Annotated in this window: 21 protein-coding genes; all 21 read right to left on the bottom strand. The window is 34.9% G+C overall.

Features of this window, described 5'->3' with window-relative positions:
• Positions 1-13 precede the first annotated feature (13 nt).
• The 21 genes from rho to ACQY56_RS09365 all read right to left on the bottom strand — a co-directional run bounded on the left by rho (position 14) and on the right by ACQY56_RS09365 (position 20,696).
• On the bottom strand, positions 14-1,366 hold the full coding sequence (rho, locus tag ACQY56_RS09265; protein WP_428737967.1) for a transcription termination factor Rho: 1,353 nt from the start codon (positions 1,364-1,366) through the stop codon (positions 14-16).
• 96 nt (positions 1,367-1,462) lie between these two features.
• Positions 1,463-2,551, bottom strand: a complete 1,089-nt coding sequence (locus ACQY56_RS09270) for a methyl-accepting chemotaxis protein (RefSeq protein ID WP_428737968.1) — start codon at positions 2,549-2,551, stop codon at positions 1,463-1,465.
• 29 nt (positions 2,552-2,580) lie between these two features.
• The gene (locus ACQY56_RS09275; RefSeq protein ID WP_428737969.1) at positions 2,581-3,378 is read right to left on the bottom strand and encodes a sulfite exporter TauE/SafE family protein; all 798 of its coding nucleotides are present in this window, start codon (positions 3,376-3,378) and stop codon (positions 2,581-2,583) included.
• Between the two features lie 7 nt (positions 3,379-3,385).
• Positions 3,386-4,171 carry a class I SAM-dependent methyltransferase gene (locus tag ACQY56_RS09280; RefSeq protein ID WP_428737970.1) on the bottom strand — a complete coding sequence of 262 codons (786 nt, stop codon included), beginning with the start codon at positions 4,169-4,171 and terminating at the stop codon, positions 3,386-3,388.
• On the bottom strand, positions 4,162-4,632 hold the full coding sequence (locus tag ACQY56_RS09285) for a hypothetical protein (RefSeq protein WP_428737971.1): 471 nt from the start codon (positions 4,630-4,632) through the stop codon (positions 4,162-4,164). The genes ACQY56_RS09280 and ACQY56_RS09285 overlap by 10 nt, the downstream gene beginning before the upstream one ends.
• Positions 4,622-5,374 (bottom strand): hypothetical protein, encoded by a 753-nt coding sequence (locus tag ACQY56_RS09290; RefSeq protein WP_428737972.1) that lies wholly within the window; start codon positions 5,372-5,374, stop codon positions 4,622-4,624. The genes ACQY56_RS09285 and ACQY56_RS09290 overlap by 11 nt, the downstream gene beginning before the upstream one ends.
• A gap of 9 nt (positions 5,375-5,383) precedes the next feature.
• Positions 5,384-7,354, bottom strand: coding sequence for a TonB-dependent receptor plug domain-containing protein (locus ACQY56_RS09295; RefSeq protein WP_428737973.1), 1,971 nt, complete (start codon positions 7,352-7,354; stop codon positions 5,384-5,386).
• A gap of 15 nt (positions 7,355-7,369) precedes the next feature.
• Entirely contained in the window at positions 7,370-7,783 is a 414-nt protein-coding gene (locus ACQY56_RS09300; protein WP_428737974.1) for a TOBE domain-containing protein, read from the bottom strand.
• Between the two features lie 11 nt (positions 7,784-7,794).
• On the bottom strand, positions 7,795-8,763 hold the full coding sequence (locus ACQY56_RS09305; protein WP_428737975.1) for an LLM class flavin-dependent oxidoreductase: 969 nt from the start codon (positions 8,761-8,763) through the stop codon (positions 7,795-7,797).
• Positions 8,760-9,770 (bottom strand): ABC transporter substrate-binding protein, encoded by a 1,011-nt coding sequence (locus tag ACQY56_RS09310; RefSeq protein WP_428737976.1) that lies wholly within the window; start codon positions 9,768-9,770, stop codon positions 8,760-8,762. Before ACQY56_RS09310 ends, ACQY56_RS09305 begins: the two co-directional genes overlap by 4 nt.
• A 1-nt stretch (position 9,771) precedes the next feature.
• Positions 9,772-11,967: a TonB-dependent receptor gene (locus ACQY56_RS09315; RefSeq protein WP_428737977.1), complete on the bottom strand. Its 2,196-nt coding sequence runs from the start codon at positions 11,965-11,967 to the stop codon at positions 9,772-9,774.
• A gap of 15 nt (positions 11,968-11,982) precedes the next feature.
• Entirely contained in the window at positions 11,983-12,564 is a 582-nt protein-coding gene (locus ACQY56_RS09320; RefSeq protein ID WP_428737978.1) for a globin, read from the bottom strand.
• 10 nt (positions 12,565-12,574) lie between these two features.
• Positions 12,575-12,970: an ExbD/TolR family protein gene (locus ACQY56_RS09325; RefSeq protein ID WP_428737979.1), complete on the bottom strand. Its 396-nt coding sequence runs from the start codon at positions 12,968-12,970 to the stop codon at positions 12,575-12,577.
• An 11-nt stretch (positions 12,971-12,981) separates the two neighbouring features.
• Positions 12,982-13,419, bottom strand: a complete 438-nt coding sequence (gene exbB, locus ACQY56_RS09330; RefSeq protein ID WP_428737980.1) for a TonB-system energizer ExbB — start codon at positions 13,417-13,419, stop codon at positions 12,982-12,984.
• Positions 13,420-13,431: 12 nt separating this feature from the next.
• Complete coding sequence (locus ACQY56_RS09335) at positions 13,432-14,079, bottom strand: class I SAM-dependent methyltransferase (protein WP_428737981.1); 648 nt, start codon at positions 14,077-14,079, stop codon at positions 13,432-13,434.
• A complete protein-coding gene (locus ACQY56_RS09340; protein WP_428737982.1) occupies positions 14,058-14,786 on the bottom strand; it encodes a class I SAM-dependent methyltransferase in 729 nt (242 codons plus the stop codon). The genes ACQY56_RS09335 and ACQY56_RS09340 overlap by 22 nt, the downstream gene beginning before the upstream one ends.
• Positions 14,783-15,802 carry an ABC transporter substrate-binding protein gene (locus tag ACQY56_RS09345; RefSeq protein WP_428737983.1) on the bottom strand — a complete coding sequence of 340 codons (1,020 nt, stop codon included), beginning with the start codon at positions 15,800-15,802 and terminating at the stop codon, positions 14,783-14,785. Before ACQY56_RS09345 ends, ACQY56_RS09340 begins: the two co-directional genes overlap by 4 nt.
• Before the next feature lie 8 nt (positions 15,803-15,810).
• The gene (locus ACQY56_RS09350) at positions 15,811-17,850 is read right to left on the bottom strand and encodes a TonB-dependent receptor plug domain-containing protein (protein WP_428737984.1); all 2,040 of its coding nucleotides are present in this window, start codon (positions 17,848-17,850) and stop codon (positions 15,811-15,813) included.
• A 70-nt stretch (positions 17,851-17,920) separates the two neighbouring features.
• Positions 17,921-18,889: an ABC transporter substrate-binding protein gene (locus ACQY56_RS09355; RefSeq protein WP_428737985.1), complete on the bottom strand. Its 969-nt coding sequence runs from the start codon at positions 18,887-18,889 to the stop codon at positions 17,921-17,923.
• On the bottom strand, positions 18,886-19,677 hold the full coding sequence (locus tag ACQY56_RS09360; RefSeq protein WP_428737986.1) for an ABC transporter ATP-binding protein: 792 nt from the start codon (positions 19,675-19,677) through the stop codon (positions 18,886-18,888). Before ACQY56_RS09360 ends, ACQY56_RS09355 begins: the two co-directional genes overlap by 4 nt.
• Entirely contained in the window at positions 19,668-20,696 is a 1,029-nt protein-coding gene (locus ACQY56_RS09365) for a FecCD family ABC transporter permease (RefSeq protein WP_428737987.1), read from the bottom strand. Before ACQY56_RS09365 ends, ACQY56_RS09360 begins: the two co-directional genes overlap by 10 nt.
• Between the last annotated feature and the right edge of the window lies 1 nt (position 20,697).

A 20,697-nucleotide genomic window follows, 5' to 3' on the forward strand; every position in this document is an offset into this window, starting at 1 on the left:
TGTGCAATCCGCCTTATTTATCCGAATTCATACTCTCTAAAAACTCAGCGTTTGTCTCTTTTTTACCCATAGTGTTATAGATAAATTTGAGCGCTTCAACTTCATCATCTTGTTTATGTAGCATTTGACGTAAAATAAATACTTTTTGTAGTGTATCTGCGCCAATGAGTAGATCATCTTTACGTGTACCAGATTTAAGGATATCAATAGCAGGGAAGATTCTTCTGTCTGCAATTTTACGATCAAGAACAACCTCAGAGTTACCAGTACCTTTGAATTCTTCAAAGATAACTTCATCCATTCTACTTCCAGTGTCGATAAGTGCCGTTGCAACGATCGTTAAACTGCCACCTTTTTCGATGTTACGTGCAGCACCGAAGAAACGTTTTGGTTTATGAAGTGCATTTGCATCTACACCACCAGAGAGCACTTTTCCACTTGAAGGTGTAACAGTATTGTACGCACGAGCAAGACGAGTGATCGAGTCAAGTAAAATGACCACATCACGACCAAGTTCCACACGACGTTTTGCTTTTTCGATCACCATCTCAGCAACTTTAACGTGGTTTTTTGCAGGCATGTCAAAAGTTGAACTATATACTTCACCTTTTACACTTCTCTCCATATCTGTAACCTCTTCAGGTCTCTCATCAACAAGTAAAACCATCAGATCAACTTCAGCGTGGTTATGTGTAATACCATGAGCGATCTCTTTTAAAAGTTCTGTTTTACCTGAACGTGGAGGTGCAACAATCAAACTTCTTTGCCCTTTACCAATAGGTGCAAAAAGGTCCATCATACGACCTGTTAAACCTTTTTCACGGTATTCTAGTTTGAGTTGTTCTTGTGGGTAGAGAGGAGTTAAGTTATCAAAAAGTGGACGTTTTTTAGACTCTTCAGGCGGGAGTGAGTTTACAGCTTCTATCTTAATAAGTGCATAGTATCTTTCTTGATCTTTTGGAGGGCGAACTTGTCCAGTTACAACGTCTCCGTTTCTTAGTGCAAAACGGCGGATTTGCGTGTTAGATACATACGCATCGTTGATTGATTCATTGAATGATTTATCGATTGAACGGATAAAACCGTATCCATCTTGCATAATCTCTAGTATTCCACTAAAGAGGATGTAACCACCTTGTGCAGTTTGTGCTTTTAATATCTCAAAGATTACATCTTGACGTTTGAGTTCATTTGGATGTTCAACTTCAAGCTCAGTTGCAAGAGCTACTAACTCTTCAATACTTTTAGTACGTAACTCTTCAACACTTGAACCACTTACAGGTGTATGTGTACGTTTTGAGTTATTGTTGTTTTTGTTATTTGGCTTGTTGTTTTTGCGGGGTTGTGATTGCGTATTTTCGCTCATGTAAGTGTCTACCTTGATTGTTGTGATTGTGATGTGAGAAAGAAGTATTTCTTAAGAAATTTTTGTTGTAATTTTACACTATTACGTTTATGAAAGTCAAGTTTTGAGATTTGCTATGCCATCAACTATGGCTGAAACCTCCACTTTTACTTCACTTAAAGTCTTTTGAGTACGCTCTGCAAGTTTACGAACTTCATCAGCTACAACTGCAAAGCCACGACCATGTTCACCTGCTCGTGCAGCTTCTATAGCAGCATTGAGTGCTAAAAGGTTTGTTTGATCTGCTATATCTGCAATGGTATCTAACACGGAGTTAATATCTTTGCTTTGATTCTGTAAAGCTATGAGGCGCTCATCAAACTCAAAAATCTCCTCCTCTTTTGAGTGCTCATCAACTTGACAACTATCTAATTCTGCACGTAAGGCTTTATTCGTTTTGTGTTCAGTTGCAAGTTGTTCTTTGATAGTGGAGAGTTGCTCATCTAAATTTGTTTTTTCTTCATCAAATTGCTGTTGCAAATTTGTGAGTTTTATTTCATAAGATGATTGCATACTTTTTGTCTCTAAAGTTTGGAACTCTAACTCTTGTTGTGTAGTGTCTTGTGATGCTTGAAGTGAAGTGATTTGTGTTTGTAACTCTTCATTTTCTCGTTTATATTGCTCTTGTAAAGGTGTTGTGTCTTCATCATTTTTAATCGATTTTTGCATAAAAAATCCAGCTATAAAACCGATAACTAATGTAACGATTGAAAACAAGATTGTATAACCCCAAGAGTTTTGTGTTACAACTTTATCTTTGTAAACAACCTTGTCTTTATACACAACTGTTACGTTTTGAGGTTTTTGTTGTGCGATAAGCTCTTTTGCCTCGGCATTTATCTTTTTGTAGAGTTCTTTTATCTCTTGGAGTTTCTTTTTATCTACTTTAGTGTTTAAAGTTTCTATCTGAGATAATGTTTTTGTTTGTAGAGAATCAAGTGAGCTAACCTTTGTTTCATCAAGGCTAAGTGCTGATGTTATTTTGTCATGGGTTGAGAGGACAAGATAATAAAGAGCTACTTTCTCTTCTGCACTCAAAGTTGGTGATATTGCATCAATTTTCGAGTTAAGTGTTTTGTAATCAGTTTCGATCTCTGCAGCAAAAACACAAGAGATAAATAAAAGGATAAATAGTATTGTTTTCATCCTCAAATGATACCAAAATTTATATCAATTTAGTGCTTTTTTTGATGATGAAAACTCTTATATGCAGATATGACCAATATCAATGACAATAACAAAATCAATACATCACTCGAAACTATCCATAACATTGCTGAACCCAATGCACTTCCAATTAGAGAACCAATGGCTAAAGCGATAAATAAATTTCGTTCCTCTTTTAAAACAATAAAAGCTTCACTCCGTGTATACCTTGTAAAACCTATAATCATCGTAGGTAAACTAATAGCAAGAGATAAACTCCCAGCTAGTTTTATATCAACACCATATAAAAGGATGATAGCTGGTATAAGTAACTCACCACCTGCAACTCCAAGTATCGAAGCAACAGCGCCGATAAAAAATCCAGCAAGTACACCTGCTGTTATTTGGAGATAAAAAGTTTCAAATAATGGTGTGGTATTGTGATCTAAGTAGAGATGCTCTAACAACAAAACACCTGCGAGAAAAAGGAGTAATACAAAGATAAACTTATCTAAGAGCACTTCATCTATTTTCATAGCAAAACCTGCACTAAGCCAAGCACCTATCATGGAGCCAAAGAGTAAGTTGAAAATAATTGTCTTATATTCCCATAGTTGTTCTAAAGGGATTTCGTATGAGCGAAAAAGAAGTGCAAAAAATACAACGACCAAAGATGTGGCTTTGTTAAGTATGACAGCTTTTAAAGTTTTGAGTTGAAATACACTTTTTAAAAGTGGTAATCTAAATTCTGCACCACCTAAACCGATAAGTCCAGCTAAAGTTGCGATAATTGCTCCGCCACAGAGTCCTTGTAAAAACTTTTTCATGCTCTTATTATACTTTCCAACTAATAAATGCCCATTTAAAAGGTTTAGGATGCTTTTGCTCTTTTTCAATGAAGCGATCAAAATACTCTTTTGCCTTTTCCTCTTCGGCCTCACTCAGTGAGCCAAAACTCCAACGAAGAGATGAAACAAAACTCTCTTTTGTATAACTTTTTATACTCCCTTTTGTTGCGATATACGCAATAGATGCCAAATAACCTTTTGTGTATAAGATTAAAGGGATATACCAATAATCAGGTTTTTTTACAATAGGCTTTTGTATATAGTTTACGATATCCATATCTACATAACTCCCACCAACTTTATATGTAAGATAACACGCTTTTTTAGCAATATAGCTCATCTTAAAAAGTGCTTTTTGCATATCGCTTACCTCCATACTTCTTGAAGCAACGGCTATATCTATATGAGGTAAAAATGACCAATCATCTTCCCAACCAATATGATAAGTTGTGATATTTGTAATTCCTTCATCTTTAGCATATTTTTCCAACTCTTCTAACATTTGTTTTGAAAAGTCTATGGCTATAACCTGTTTTACTTTTTTTGCAAGAGGAATGGCTAATGTACCTGGTCCACACCCTATATCTAAGATAACATCTTCAGAATTAATCTCCATTTTTGAGATAAACTCATCAACATAGGATGATTTTTGCATAGAGGGTGCCATCTCTTTTGATTTGGCATCCCAGTCTTTTTGATTTTTTCCTTTGAAGATAGTATTTTTTTTGTGTTCTATGTACATTTGAGCGAAGTCTATTGGCTCTAAAAACATTTTGTCTCCTTGTTAAAATGTAAAGCAATAGCCAAAATTAAAGAGGCTATTTCAAAAGGATCATAATTACTATAAAGGGCTAACTCCTCTAAAGAATGATCTTTACTTTTTATGACTATATCTCGTTGTAAAAGTCTTGCTCTTAAGACTCTAAAATCAATATTTAACTGTTTGCATAACTCCTCTACAGTCTCATTTTTAAGATTTTTACAGAATTGATCTTTAGATGTTTGTTCTACTTTTTTATGGTGTAGTGCATACCAAAATTCAAGAACCATTTTTTTGATTTTTCTTTTTCTCAAATAAAGATGTATGAGTAGAACAAATATGAAAATTCCAGCTAGAAGTTTGTGGATATCAAAATATCCATACTCTATAAATATTCCGCTGAGCACTACTCCAAAGATGAAAAATCCCATAAGTACAACAGTGTAAAGACGTAAAAAAGATTTAGTTTGCATTTTTTACTCGGTAGTGTAAAATTTTCTCTTTTTCAAGAGGAGTATAACAGTCATCTTTTTTTTCAACTAGTAAAACTTTTTGATGGTTGAGGTAAAGTGCTTTTAACCCTTCTTTTGTATAAATTTTTACAGAGGTATCTATAGATGTCTGATCTAGAAGTTCGATTTTATCAAAATAGTTATACTGCATAATTTCATTGTATGAGGTATAATCTTTTTGTAGCTTTAATGCACCTTTTAGAGCACCATCATTACCAGAAATTCTTAACGCAACAGCTGCTAAAGCACCGATAACTCCCTGTTTGTTTTCTTTTAATCCTAAAAGAAAAATATTTTGTTCTTTAGCGATTTTAAAAGCTTTTTCAATATCTAAAACTATATCTTTTGCATCAAAACCATACTCAATGAAAGTCTCTTTATTGGTAATATTTTGTTCACTACATATACATATACCAGGAGCAGAGGAGTTAGCTGCTTGATTGGTAACACTCTCTATAATAAACTTTTTGATATCTTCTAGATTGTAATTGTGTGATGTGATACCAAAACACATCGCACTATTGTGAGAGGTGTAAGGTACTTTTGCATCCATAAGTAGCTGATGTCTTGTTAAAACAGATGTTTGTAAAGAAAAAGTACTCTCAAGTTGTTGTTGAATGTTTAAAGCAATTTTTCCAGTTGATGTATGGTAGTTTAACTCATCAGTATCATCTATAGCTATATATGTTGTATATTTTTTCATCTTGTTTCTTTAAAATGTATACTCTAAAGAAGCGAAAAATTCACGTCCAGCCATTGGATATGCCATATCGTAACGTATTAGTTCATCTGTTAGATTTTTGATACCAATCTCTGTAGTTAAAGAATCTATCGGCTTATAAGTTGCTTTGATATCAAACACTGTCATACTTGGGTTTGTAACATAGGAGTAATCTAACTTTTGTTCATAGGCTCCATTTCTAAACTTCATATCTCCATAGAGTGAAAAATCTTCCAAAAATTTCTGCTCGGCAAATAAAAAGAGTTGATGTTTTGGTACATCAACAAGTTTTACACTCTCATCTTTTGTATTTTTAACTTTGAGATATGTATAGTTTCCACCAACTTCTAAGTCATTTGTTTTGTATGTGAGTTCAAGTTCTAACCCTATATGATTAAATGTTCCTACATTTTGGTTTTGTTTGAGGGAAGAGTTTTGATCCCATACTACACTTTGAATAGCATCATCAACACGTGTATAAAAACCGTTGATTTGTCCTAAAAGGTTATTTACTCTTTTTGTATAGCTAAGTTCATACTGGAGTGAATGCTCACTTTTAAGATCAGGATTTGGTACAGCAGTTCCAAGTTTTCTAGAGTATCTATCTTTCATAGTTGGCATATATGTTTTTGAAACTACACTCGCTCTAAGTTTTGAACTATCATCAATTGTATATATCAATGCTGCTTGTGGATTTACACTATGTTGAGTAGTCTTTTCTAGCATATCTTGATACGCTGTTGTAGTATCATAGATGTCATCAGCTTTTCTAGTATCGTAACTGATACCTGCTAAAAGTTCAAAATCTTTACTGATTGTATAACTATCTTCAATACCCAAAGAGATCGTATGATCTTCATAACGCTCTTGTAAGGTTGCACTATCATCTGTTTTAGAGATATCATAACCTCGGTGAACATCTTTTTTATAGTTTGCTGCTAGTGTAAGTAGATTAGTACTGAGTTCTAAGCCATATTCTAAACGTGCTCCATAACTATAGTCATCATAACGACTTTTCCATGCTTTACCTGTATTCATAGTCGTAAAAGTACTATCATCATATGAGTAAAGAGAGTTTTTACTCTTATCATAATAAGCAAGAGCTTTTAGGTAGCTTGATTCAAAGTTTTTTTGTCCTGTAACTGAGATAGTTTCTTTATCCCAATATGGCCAGTCCCAATTTTTATTTTTTGCATACTCTGTATCTGCTACAGGAGGTTGTTGTTTTTGCCCTTTTTGATTGGCATAGTTTAGAGCGATTTCACTCGCATCATCAGCTACGTAACCAACTTTAAAAGATACTTTTTTATCCTCGTTTTCACTTCGAAGACGCTCTCCCGCTGGTTGAGTACTTGTACCTTCAAACTCATCACTGATACGATAATGGTCTTGTTTTGAATACGCAGCACTGAGTTGTGCATAAAAGTTTTCTTGTCTTGTACCTACATTAAGAGATTCTATATGACGTGCTACTTTAGCATCAGAATCTAGAACAAGTGTCGCTTTTAAATTTCCCTCTAAAGTTTTTGTAGGTTTTTTTGAAACGATGTTTACGACACCACCCATAGTATTTGCTCCAAATGCAACACTAGAGTATCCTTTTGAAACATCAATTTGTGAGATATCACCTGTTAAAAATCTTGCATAATCAAAATTTCCATCATAAGGGACAGAGATTGGAATACCATCTATAAATACACCGATACGTCTTGCATCAAAACCACGAATATAGAGTGTTGATTCGCCACGTCCACCTTGAAGATCTTGATTGATACCACTGATACTATCAAGTGCATCATTAATCGTAAAAGAGTTTTGTTGCGAGATAGAATCCTCGGTAATTTGCTCTTCAAATATATTGATATCATTAATGTTCGTTTTTATATTTACTTGACCAAGTTCATAAGTATCTGCTAAAAGTACAGAGCTCAAAACCGATAAAAATAAAACCTTTTTTTTCATAATATACCCCTTAGATTATGCAAAAAGTATTACACTCGAAGCTTTGAAAAATGCATATACTTCATCACCAGTTTTAAGATTAAGCTCTTTACATGAGTCATTTGTGATGATTGCACATAAAGTTTGCTCTCCAACTGAAAGTTTTACTTCACAGTTTACTGCTCCAGGGATAATCTCTTTAATGGTAGTTAAAAAGTTATTTCGTGCAGTTGTACGAAGTTCTTCTTTACTTAAAAGTACATGAGATGACTTTATGATCGCAGATACATCTTCTCCAACTTTTAAATTAAGAGATTTTGTAGCATCATTTGTGATAGTTGCGAGAATTGATATCTCTGGTGAGATAGACATCTCTACTTCGCTTATAACTTGTCCATGTTTTATCTGTACAATTGAGCCGTTTAATTCATTTCTTGCTGTAGTTTTCATTTGTTTTCCTTTTAAATCTTTGGTTGAATCTCTTCATGGAAGAGTTTGAGTGTTTTTCTAATTCGGTTGGCATCGATAGATGCAGGCTTAAGTACTAGGTGTAATTTTTTTATCCTCCTTTTAATTTCTAAAATTTGCTGTGTACACTCCTTTACATTTCCTACAAGTGCACAACTCATAAACTTTTTTGCATCAAAAAACTGGTAACGTTGCTCAAGAAGTGTGTTGTAGTTTTTTTGATTGAAACTTGGTTGTTTTTGAAAAGATTTTAAACTGCGCATAGATTTTACAAAATGATCAGTTGCTACAACAGCATTTTCATATGCTTCTTTAGCATTGTGTGAAACATAAAATACACGCATCAAAACAACCTCTGGTGCAACACCAGCTATCTTTTTATAAAACGTTATAGCTTCTTCACACTCTTCAAGTGTAGCTCCTTGAGAAAACATAAGTCCAAGACGATGTTTTGCTGCAAATTCAAGAGTCTCTATAGAGGAAAAAGTTGCAATGTAAAAAGGTATCTTTTTTTGTAGAGATTTAGGGTGTAACTCCTCTTTGTCATAGATAGTTTTTTGTATCTCTTCGACAGTAGCAAACATCTTTTCTCGAAGTTCTGAGGCACTAACGGAGAAGTTTTTTATATCTGGGGCAAATCCCCCTTTGGCAAATCCAGCGTTAATGCGACCGTTTGAAAGATTATCGAGTGTAGTTATCTCTTCTGCAAGTCGCACACTTTGATAAAAAGGTGCTAAAAATGCAGCACTTCCTATACGGATTTTTGAAGTTTTGGCTGCTACATATGCCATCATAAGTGAGGGGTTTGGGATAACACTAAAAGAGTTAAAATGGTGTTCGGCAAACCAAACTTCATCAAACCCTAAAGATTCTGCATATATGGCTAACTCTGTATCGTTTAAAATTGCTGCATGGGAATTTGCATGATAACTCTCAGTTAATAGAAAAATTCCTAGTTTCATTGTATCTCCTTATGATAAAAAAAGTTTTTATATTCATGGTTAGTTAGTGAATAATTGTAAAAAGTTTTAAAAAAGTATTTTGTCTCTTTAGATAAATCTAAACCTTTCATCTCTTTTGGGTATAAAACTTTACTTAACCACATGATTCCTAAAATAGCTTCTGGAGAAGGTCTATCCCACCAAAATCCACCAACAGGAGACACATAAACCTGCTGATTTTGAACAGCTTTTACATTTTTATAAATATTGTTTTGAGCTAATTCTTGTGGTGATAAAAAAGCACTTTTATTGTTGGAAAGAATAATGATGTCTGGATTAAAAGCGATGAGCTTTTCAACTGATATATCTGTTTTTCCTTCAAAATTTTCAACAATATTGATAGCTCCAGCTTTGGTTAGAAAGTCATTCCCCCACATATATTTGCCTTCACTAGAAAGCTTATTTGTTCCATTGACATAAAATACTTTTTTTTGGAATGGTTTTGCAGGGATATGTGTCTGTATATAATTCAACTGTAATTGCCAGTAGTTTATAAGTTTAGATGCTTTTGTTTGCTGATTTGTTAATATACCAACATTTCTAAATTCTTGTAATAATGAATCGATATTGTGCTTACCGATTCCAAGGGTAAAAACTTCAATGCCAAACTCTTCAATACGTTTATTTGTAGGTAAAGATGTAACTCCTGCAAACACTATATCTGGCTTAAGTTTTAAAAGAGTTTCAAAATTAATTTCATTAAATGTCCCAATTGTTGGTATGCTCTCTAATTTTGGAAATATTTGTGCAAAAAAAGAAAATCTTTGTGTCCCTGGATGCGCTACAATCGTTTTTGGATCTAGAAAGAGTGATATTTCTTGTAAAGCTCCTCCATAACATGTAATAGCAATTCTTTGCAGGGTATCTTTTTGTATAAACTCTTTGCCAAGAAAATCTTTAGCATAAGAGCTTTGAGTTGTTGCAAAAAGAGACTCTATAAAGAAAAAAACTAAAAATAATATACGCATTTTAAAACTTATAACTCACTGAACCAAAAACAGTTCTCGGTGCACCTACTGTATAAGAGATGTCAGGTTTAACATTGAGTTCTGAAGCTGAAAAAGTTGAAATGTATGCTTTGTCAAACAGATTTGTACACGCTAGTGAAAGCTGGAGTGATTGATCTTTTGTAAGTATAAACTCTTTGTTGATCGAGATATCCATCAGATAGTGTGGATCAATTGTGTATTGGTGTTCAACATCCACATATCTTTTCCCTAAATAACGCACAATTGGGACAATTTTGTACCCTGCAAGGCTATATTCAGCAGAGATATTTGCAAAAAACAGTGGCACATCTGGGAGTTGATTCCCTTTTGTTTGTATATATGCACCAGAGGAAGACTCAATATCTGTTGTAAAAGCATAATGGTTGTAGGTTGCTGCACCCCTTAGAAGCAATGTAGGGCTAAAGTTGTATGCTCCACTAAGTTCTAAACCATACGATTCTGCTTTTGCCGTGTTTTGTTGATAAGTATAGTCTAAGATTGGATCATAAAAATTTCCCCCTACATTTTTCACTTGTGAGTAAAAGAGTGTCGATGCAAAATTTGTTTTTAACCCCTCATATTTATAGCCTAGATCAAAATTATCTGATTCTTCAGGTTTAAGAGCAGCCCACATCTCTTGCATTTTGGCTAAGTCTTTATTTACAGCTGAACTTGTAAAGTACTTAATCATACTCCCACCAAAACCATAGCTAGGGGTATTGTAGTTGCGACCATAACTTGCTTTAAGCGAAGAATTTTCATTTAAAAAATGAGTTACACCTATATTTGGTAAAAAAATCTCATAGGTATTTGCGCGAAGTTTAAAGTCTATATCTGAGACTTGTGTTAAAGCTTCTTCATAACTCACATCACCTATACCAGTAGTGTTGTAACTGACAAGAGATGGGGAAGTTAACCAGAGGTATTTTAAACCAGCTTCTACAATAGTATTGCCAAAGGTTTGCTCATAGGTTAAAAATGGTGCACTAAATTTATGATTTTGTCTTACTTTAATAATGCGTTCCCATTTTATAAACTCCAAATCATCACCAGTGCGTAGTTTTCTACTTGTTGGAGGTCCAGGAGGTTCATCCTCTTGGTACCAGTATCCAGCTTTTACTTTAGCATTGTCAAATGTATGGGTATACTCTAAAACAGCTCCAAAAGTATCATGATCTACAATCCAGTCGATAACTTTGTTCCCACTTGATGAGTAGCTGTATCCTTTGTCATTTAAAAAATAGGGACGAAAACTCACTGTATCGTCTAAAGAGAGGGGGACTTCAACTTTTGCAAAAAGTGTATATGTTTGAAAGTCTTGTTTGTTGTGATCATAATACTGAGCATCAGATGTAGCATCTCCAGTTAACTCTGTATTGTAATCAGCATCTTTGTATCTAGAGAGGTCTTTACTTTGATCATATGTCAACCCTTTATAACTATGTTTTTGCTCATCGTTATAGATACCATAAATTTCCCATTTGATTTTTTGATCTGAAGTACTTGCTACACCAAATGCGAAATTTTTTCTTTTAGGAGATTTTCCTTCACCCTTAAACTTATCTGCTTGTGTATAGGAACCTGAGAGAAAAAATTTTGCTGTGTTAGCTACTTCACCACTATCTACTCGAAGATATGTTTTTGAAAAATTATAACTTCCAAATGCTTGTTTGAGTTCTGCTGAAAATTCATTTAATGGTCTTTTCATTTGCATGTTTACCATACCATTATCACTTCCATAACCAAAACCGCTATCGGCCTTAATAGCACCTTTTTCAATACTAATACTCTTAATATTTTCAATATCAACCATTGTTGAAAGCCCACCACCAGGTCCTATACCTTTAAGTGGTAAACCCTCTAATGTCTCTCCTATATTTCTATCTGCTTTTCCTCTGATTTTGTGTGTAACACTCATCCCAAAAGGATCATTCGTACGTATATCTACACCTGCTTCAAGAGATATAGCTTTGTAAGGGTTCAACAGTTCTGCACTGCTTGTAACTTTGATCTCCTCAGCACTTACACTACTTATTTCGCCTATGTTAGACTCCTCTTCAATCTGTGTACTTACTTCTGCTTTTTCTAGTACTATATCGCTAGAATCTGCGTAAAGCAGATCACTTGCAAGTAAAGAAAGTGTGATAAGAGAGAGGAGTATTTTCCTTTTTTTCATAATTTCCTCCATTGTTTAAAACTCTTTTTTTACTGTATGCCAATAATGGCGGGGGATAGCACTCATATTTGTACGACGGTTAATCATACGGATTGAAAGCGGTTCGATCCAATTCCAAAACTCCTCTAAAAGCTCTTTTGGGAAAGTGATCTCTTTGAGTGTTTTTTTGTACATTGCCAACCAGATTTCACGATCATTTTCAGTGATTGGTACTTTAAAATGACGCATTCTAAGGTGTGGCTCTCCATGTTGACTTGTAAAAACATCTCCTCCTCCTAAAGCTTCGACAAAAAAGTCTGCACTTTTTTCTATGGCGAGGTTTAGTGCTTCTGGATTACTTGGAAAAATGGTTTTGATCGTAGTTTTTAAAAGCAGTGCATGATGGTAGCGCACCATATCTCTAATCTTTTCTTCACCGAGTGCTTTAAAGATTCTATTCGATGGAAATGGCACAGGTGGAAATATGATGTCGATCATTGACTCCACGACACGAATCTCTTCACCGCCAAAACGGGGAGTAGAAGGTGGGCTAAGTGTTTCACCAAGTTGCGTAAATGATGTAATTTTACTGTTGTTACAATTTTGTTGGTTTTGCATAGTTTTTCCTTTATTGTTCTTTTGTAACTATATAGAGCTTTTCATGCTCTAACTTTTTTAAGATATCCATCACACTTACAAAGTCTTGGAATCTTGATTGTTTATCACTGCGAAGGATGATATTTGTATCTTTATCAACGGTTTTGAGATGCTCCTCTAACTTTTCAAGAGTTAGCTCCTCTTTATCTAAAAATATCTTGCCAGTATTATCTATGTAGATATTAAGCTCTTTAGGTTTATCTTGTTTCTTTTGTGCTTGTGCTTGGGGTAGATCAACTGGAATGATCCCTTGTTTTACAAAAGTTGCTGTTGTTAAAACCATTACTAATAGTACAAGCATAATGTCGATAAAAGGGATCACATTTATCTGATCAAAACGTTTGGGTGTTTTTTTACATTTCGCCATAAGAGTTACTTTTATATCTCATTTGCTATGTCATAGCTCGTGAGAATTTTTTCAACTTTTCTAATTAAAAAAGTGTAAAAAACAATAGCTGGTATAGCGACGATTAATCCCATAGCAGTTGCTTTGAGTGCAAGAGCGAGTGACATCATGATTTTTTTAGAATCGATACTTCCAGTATCTCCTAAGGTATAAAAAGTGAGCATGATTCCAAGGACTGTCCCAAGTAAACCTATATAAGGAGCATTTGCTCCTATAGCACTAAGTATGTTGAGATTGTCTGTAAGTTTCATCTCCAGTGCATCGCGGTGTGAATAAGTATCGATCTTAACACTAGAGTAAAAATATAAACGCTCAAACAAAAGGGTAAAAGTGACTATACTCATCAAGATAAGTACACCAATAATCCCATAATCAAGTAACAGTTCTGCATTATCTAATATTGCGTACATTTTTCTGCCTGTTTACTTCATCATTAAAACCCAAAAACCACTGTCATCATCGATAATCTGGTGGTAAGTGGGATTGAGTGATTTCACAATTTCTGGTAGTGCATCTTTTTCGGCTTTAAACTTACTGCTAAAAGATTTATTCCAGTTTGGATTTCGTTCTTTCATTGTTACTTTAATCTCATCACGCAGTGTGGCATTTCCAAATCCACCCCCAACATAAGCATAAGCACCAACTTTTAAAACTCTCAAGATTTCACTAAAAGCTTGATGTAAATCTTCCCAAAAAGGCATAGAACCTCGACTAATGACAAGATCCATCGAATTATCTTCAAGCCCTATATTGTGTATATCTCCTTGAAGAAAATTACTACGCTCTACAATAGATTCCTTAGTTGTGTATTGTTTCGCAAGTTCTAACATTTCCTCAGACTGATCAAAAAAAGTGATCTCTAAGTCTGTGATGTGTGCCATTGATCGCCCAAGTGCACCAGTCCCACAACCAGCATCTAAACATTTTCCATTTTTCACTTTGGTTGTTTGCACAATTTGTTCTGTGATAACAGGGTAAATTGGAGCAAAAACCTCCTGAACAATCTTGTCAAAACTTGAAGGGTTTGTCTGTTTTTTTTCTTGTTGTTTTATTTCCACATCTCTATCCATTTTCCATCATCTCCTTGGTGAATTTTAAAGTTTTTGATTTCAACACTTTGTAGTAGTTGTGCATAATCACGTTTCATCCCATCTCCATGAACTTTATGTTTGTTCATTCTTGGTTCTTTTCCCATCTCTTGAAGTTTTTTATCAATAGCAGCGCGAATTTCAGGTGAGCCTTTGCCACCGCCGACATATGCTTTACCACCAACTTTTAAAACTCTGTAAATCTCTGCGAGACCTTTCTCTGGATGTTCCCAAAAAGGGATAGAGCCACGGCTTATCACTAGGTCTATAGAGTTATCTTCTAAAGGGATACTCTCAACATTTGCCAAAAGTGTTTTTGCTTTTTTTTCAAGATGGTACTCTTTGATATGTTGATCGGCTTTTTTGAGTGCTTCTTTGGAAATATCTAAAAAGATAAAATCCAAATCTGTGATTTTTGATAAGGCTAATCCCATATAGCCACCACCTGAGCCAACGTCTAAACAAACACCTTGAGTGATGTTTGTCGTTTCTTTAATTTTATTTGCATAATAGTCATACATTGGTGCATTTATCCCCATAGCATTTTTGTCATAGTTATCAACTCTATGAGTTTTATCTTTTGCTTTTTTCTCAGCTTTAGGTATATCATCTGCCAAGAGAAGATTAAAAGGGTTAAATGACAAAGCGATAGCTGTACATATACTTAGATGTTTAAGTGAAGTTTTCATTTTGCCTCTCCTATATTGAGTAAAGTATTTATTTGTTGTTGTGTAAGATCAACATTTAAAAAGAGTTTGTAAAAATCTTTTGTCTCTTGTGTCATATCTATTGGGTATTCTTTTGGATAAAGATTGTGCATAACCCATTTAAGCCCCAAAATTCTCATAAATGATGGTGGACGATCAAACCAGTTAAATGGTGCTTTTGGGATAAGAAATACTCTTTTATTTTTTACAGCTTGAATATCTCTCCAAAGTTTTGAATCGTAGATTTTTTGAAAAAAGATTTCATCTTGCACTAAGATAACATCAGGATCGTATTGTAAAACTCGCTCCATTGAAAGTTTTTCAAACCCTTTATGACTTGAAGTGTGGCATTTATGGATATTGACATCCCCTGCAATTTGTAAAATCTCTACATGTATAGAATCATTACACTCAGTGCTAAGCCCATCAAGCCCCTCTGCATAGTACACACGAGGACGTTTCTCTTGTGGTACATTTTTTACAACTTTTTTGACATCATCAAAAGTTTTTTGTGTGTAAGCGGATAAGGCATTGCCTCTTTCTTCTAAAGAGAGAACTTCACCTAAAAACTTAAAAACTTTGACATAATCTAAAAGATTTTCATCTAATGCATACACATAAGGAGTGTTAAGGACTTTGAGTCTTTGCTCCTCTTTTTGAGTAAACTCGTTGACGTGTGACCACATCAGTATTAAGTCTGGATGCTTGGCAAGTAAAACTTCTAAGTTTGCCGATTGTCCAGCACCAAATACACGCCCTATAACAGGGAGCGTTTCCATCCTTTTATTGAGATAAGGATAAAACTTAGGATCGATATTGAAAATCCATCCAACAAGTAGATTTGGGTCCATCGCATATAAAGCGTACGAGCCATACGGTGAGGGTGCATACACTTTTTTAGGTGTATCTGGAATGGTTGTAGTGCGCCCTAACATATCTGTAATGTTTTTTGCTTGTAACTGTGTCATAATCAAAATTATGAAAAAAACTATACGCATGGTAAATCCTAGAATGCGAAGCTAAGCTCAGCACCGATAGTTCTCCCTCTATCGTAGTAATACCCAGTAGTGTAGCGAGTTGCATACTGGTCATTTGTCAAGTTCCTACCATAAAGTTTTGCAGTAAATGTATAGGTATCATAAACAAAATCTTTCATGATATTTGCATCTATACGTATATAGTCTCCTAAATGAACTTGACTTGAAACACCCATAGCACTTGTAGAACTACTATATTCACTTACGTGTTTTGCAGAGACATTAAAGTGATAGTCATTGTATCTATGAGATAAAAGTGCACTATAGATATCTTTTGGAGTAGATACTCCTACACTATCACTAGTACTACTACTTTGTGTTGTTTCATCACTTAACATATGTGTCCATGAAAACTTATAGTTAGTGTTTTTTTGAATTACACCATTAATAGTAACTTCAACACCTTTTCTATGGGAATCTTGTTCTGTATAGTAGTAGTACTCATTTCCATCAGCATCAGTATAGGTAGTATCTGTAGATGTTTTTTCATTTTTGATTTTTACATCAAAGTAAGTGATTGAAGGTTTAAAAGCTTTTGTAAATTCAGCTTGTACACCAACTTCCCAACGGTTTTGTTTTTCTGGATGCAGAGTTGAATTGTCTTCTGTTACAAGATCAAAATCCCCTGAACCTTCATCCCCTCTATAATAACGGGCATTCATCTTGATTGTGTCGTTTAAGTTATAAAGCATACCTAATGCGATAACTTTTGCAGGAGCTAAATCAACATCATTATTCGCCTCATCATGTGCAACTGTTTTGTTTGAACCTTTCCCACCTGCTGTTGTTGAGTGGTTTATATGTTTTTGGTCATATCTGTATCCTGCATCTAAAACTAAAGCATCGTTAAAAAGTGACTGCTCAAGAGAGATAGCATAACCAGTAACAGCTGTATCGTAGTTATTGTAAGATTTAGAGAGGTTTGGACCATACCCTTTACTTCTTGTTCTTTGTGCACCAAGATTTATCAAGGTATCTTCAAAAAAACGTGCTTTATGTCTTAAACTAAACGTTTGTGTTGTTTCTGTATAGTTTTTAACTGCAGTTGATGATGAATATTCATCTTGGGAATAGTTAATTTTTGAAGCACTAAAAAGTGTGATTTGATTTTCACTCCATAAAAGATTTCCATCTAAAGAGACAACATTTGTTTTAATTGGATCGTAGTACCACTCAACATCACTGATAGTACCATCTGTTGCAACACCTTTTTGCATCTCAAAGCGACCACTATCTTTATACCCCATAAGATTAAGTGTTAGCATCCCATAATTAAGACCTCCATTAATCATACCTGCATTTGCACTACTTCCATCAAACCAATCTTCTTTACTTGGACGATCAGTTCTTGAGAGCATACCACCGATATAACCATTAAGTGATGATGCATCACCAAAAGTTGTCCCAAGATAGATGTTTTGTCCATTTGCACGTGGTTGTGTGAGTGCTTTTTCAGTAAAACCACTGATAAGACCTTGTGTTTTTTTCGGATGTTTTGTTCTGATGATGATATATCCAACGGATGTCCCAGAACCACTGTTTGATGCACCTATATCTATAGAGGGTGCGAGTGTGATTGCAGTTGCAGTACGAACGATTTGAATCTCTTCAATAGCTGACATCGGTAGTTTTGTTAAAATTCTATCGCTTGTACCTGGAAGAATAGCACCATCTAAGATATATGTGATATCCCCGCCACCACGCATACGAATGAAGTAAGGATGTTTACGCCCTTGATAAGTTACATCCATACCAGTAGCTTTATTGATAAGATCAAAAAAATCTTTTGGTTTATAGGCCTCTATAGCTTCTTCGTCAAGAACTTCTACGCCAAATTGAGCAGATTTTTCTATCTGGTAAAGATTAGTTACACTTGATGGGTCTAAATCTTCACGAGATGAAGGTGTCGCATTGACATCAACTTGCTCTAAAACTGTTTGTGCTTGTAATAATGTACTTAAAAATGATGTCACTATTAATGACATCACAACTTTACTTTTAATTTTCATAATTTCCCCTTTATTTTCTTTATGATATAACGATAATATTTTTTTGAATGTGATGATTTAGGACAAAAGATTATTCTTTATAGTCCTTAAAAAAAAGCTCTTCAAATCGTTTTTGCTCTTGAAGAAGTGAATCGTTTAAAAGGTGTGGATAAAAAGTGTGTATCAACCAGCGTATTCCCATTAAACGCATAAAAGATGGTGGACGAGTGATATAGTTAAATGGGTGAGATGGCACAAGATATACACGTCTATTTTTTATAGCATCTAAACTTGAAAAACGGGCATCTATGTTTTTATAAAACTCTTTTTCCATCACTATAAACACATCAGGATTTGCTAATAAAATAGTTTCTAAAGATATTTGCTCCATTCCATAATTTGAACTCATCTTACAATCAAGCGCATTTTTTGCACCAGAGTATAAAAAAGGTTCAAGATGAAAAGAATCATCACATTCACTTTTTAATCCATCAATACCTTCGGCAAAATAGTAACGCACAGGAGGATGTTTTTTAAGCTCAGCCTGTAAAGAATCAATGAGTGAGAGTGTTTGTTTTGTATATGCTATGAGTTCATTTGCTCTTTTATAATTTCCAGTGAGTTTTGCATAAAGTTCAAACTGAGAAACAAGATCAGCAATAGAGCTGTTTTTCACAAGAACAACAGGGATATGAAGCACTGAAAATTTTCTAACTATTTTTTCAACACCAGTCATCCCGCCCCATACAAGGATAACATCAGGTTTACTAGCAGCTAAAACTTCAAAGTTTGGAGTTTGTCCTTGACCAAAAAAACCACCTGCTATTGGTTTTGTAAATGCCTTACCAACATAAGCTTTTTGTTTATCGTTAAATGGCATATTTAACGCAGCAATCAATGAAGGGTCAAACGCTAAAACACTCATAGTAAGCGGTGGTGAAGCTGCATATATTTTTGTGATCTTATCTGGGATAGTGACACTTCTTCCATAATCATCAATAATCACTTTTGCATCTAGGTGTAGTGTCAAAAAGATAAAAAGAAAGAGCAATATTCTCATATAACTTTCCTTGAAAAACTTGGTACACAGAGTGGATTTTCTTGATGATGAACAATATCTGCTTCAATTCCATAGAGTTGTGTGATCATATCTGAAGTGATTACCTCATTTGGAGTCCCATTTGCAATGATAGTACCATCTTTCATACTCACAACACGAGACGAAACCATCATTGCATGATCTGGATAGTGTGTTGTTTTTAAAAAGGTGTAACCCTCTTTGCTGAGGCTATGTATCATCTCCAAAAGACGGATTTGATTTCCATAATCAAGCCCGGAAACTGGCTCATCCATAACAAATGTTTTTGCTTCTTGGGTAAGTGCACGCGCAAGTAAGACCATCTGTTTTTGTCCACCGCTGAGTTGTCCAAACGGTTTGTTTTTAAGATGTGCGATGCCGATCTTTTCAAGTGCTTGAGTTGCAACATCAAAGTCATGTTTACTTGGAGATGCAAAAAGCCCTAGTTTAAATACTCTCCCCATCACTACCATATCTAAAACAGAGTAGTTAAACGGCACGTTATGATACTGGGGAATATATGCGATTTGTGATGCTATCTCATTTTGTTTGTAAGAGTGTATATCATTATTATGCAATAAAATTTCTCCACTTTTTCGCTTTAGCAGTCCTAAAATAAGGCGAATGAGGGTACTTTTTCCACAACCGTTTTCCCCTAAAAGACTGACAACTTCCCCTTTATAAAGGGCAAAATCCAAACCTTTTAAAACGGTGTGTTTAGGGTATGAAAAATGGAGATTTTTTACTTCTATAATTGGTGTTAGTTCCATGCTGCCCTCGCATTTTTAAGTACTACAATAAAGATGGGTATTCCAATGAGAGAAGTTAAAATCCCTATAGGTATCTCTACACTCATTGCTAGTCTTGAAACAGAATCTGCCAAGAGTAAAAAGAGTGCTCCAACTATTGCTGAGAGTGGTAGCAAGAGTGCATGTGAAGGTCCAATAGCCATACGGATGATATGCGGAATGATAAGCCCAATCCAACCAATAATCCCAGCCATGACAACGGAGAGTGAACTAGCCAACGTTGCTAAAATGATTGCAAGAGTTTTAATAAGTTTTACATTTACACCAAGAGCTTTGGCTTCTTCATCCCCAAGACTCAAAATATCGAAATATTTTCCCATTAGCACCATTGAGAAAATGCTTATAAGCATTGGGATGCTAATGAGTAGTACACCGTCAAGCTCAGCCATAGAGAGTGAACCCATCAGCCAGTAAACTATCGCTGGTAGTGTAGAGTAAGGATCGGCTACATATTTGATAACCGATAAAAAAGCAGTAAAGAGTGAGCCACTAATCACACCACCTAAAACTAACATGATGCTTGAGCGGGAGTTGTGCACCATTGAGCCAATAAGCACTGAAAATGCAACAGCGATAAAACCAAAACTAAAAGCAAGAAGTTGGATCATAAACCATGCTTCTGTGAGTAACATTCCAAGCGCTGCTCCAAATGATGCACCAGCAAGTACCCCTAAAATTCCAGGAGATACAAGAGGATTCACAAACATCGCTTGAAATACTGCTCCAGAAGTAGCGAGTGATGCTCCGATGAGAATTGCTAATAGTATTCGTGGTAGACGAATCTCTAAAATGATATTGTCTAAAAGTGTGATCGTATCTTGATCGAGTGTAGTTTGTGTATTAAAAAGTTTGTATGAAAGGTAACTCTCAAATGTATCTAAATCAATCGGGTATTGCCCCCATAACAGCAATAAAGTTGCTGTTATGAATAAAAGTAAAGTCCCTATGAAAATCCACTGAGTATTTTGTAAACGTAACATC

The organism is Sulfurimonas sp., from assembly GCF_050296975.1.
Lineage (GTDB): Bacteria > Campylobacterota > Campylobacteria > Campylobacterales > Sulfurimonadaceae > Sulfurimonas.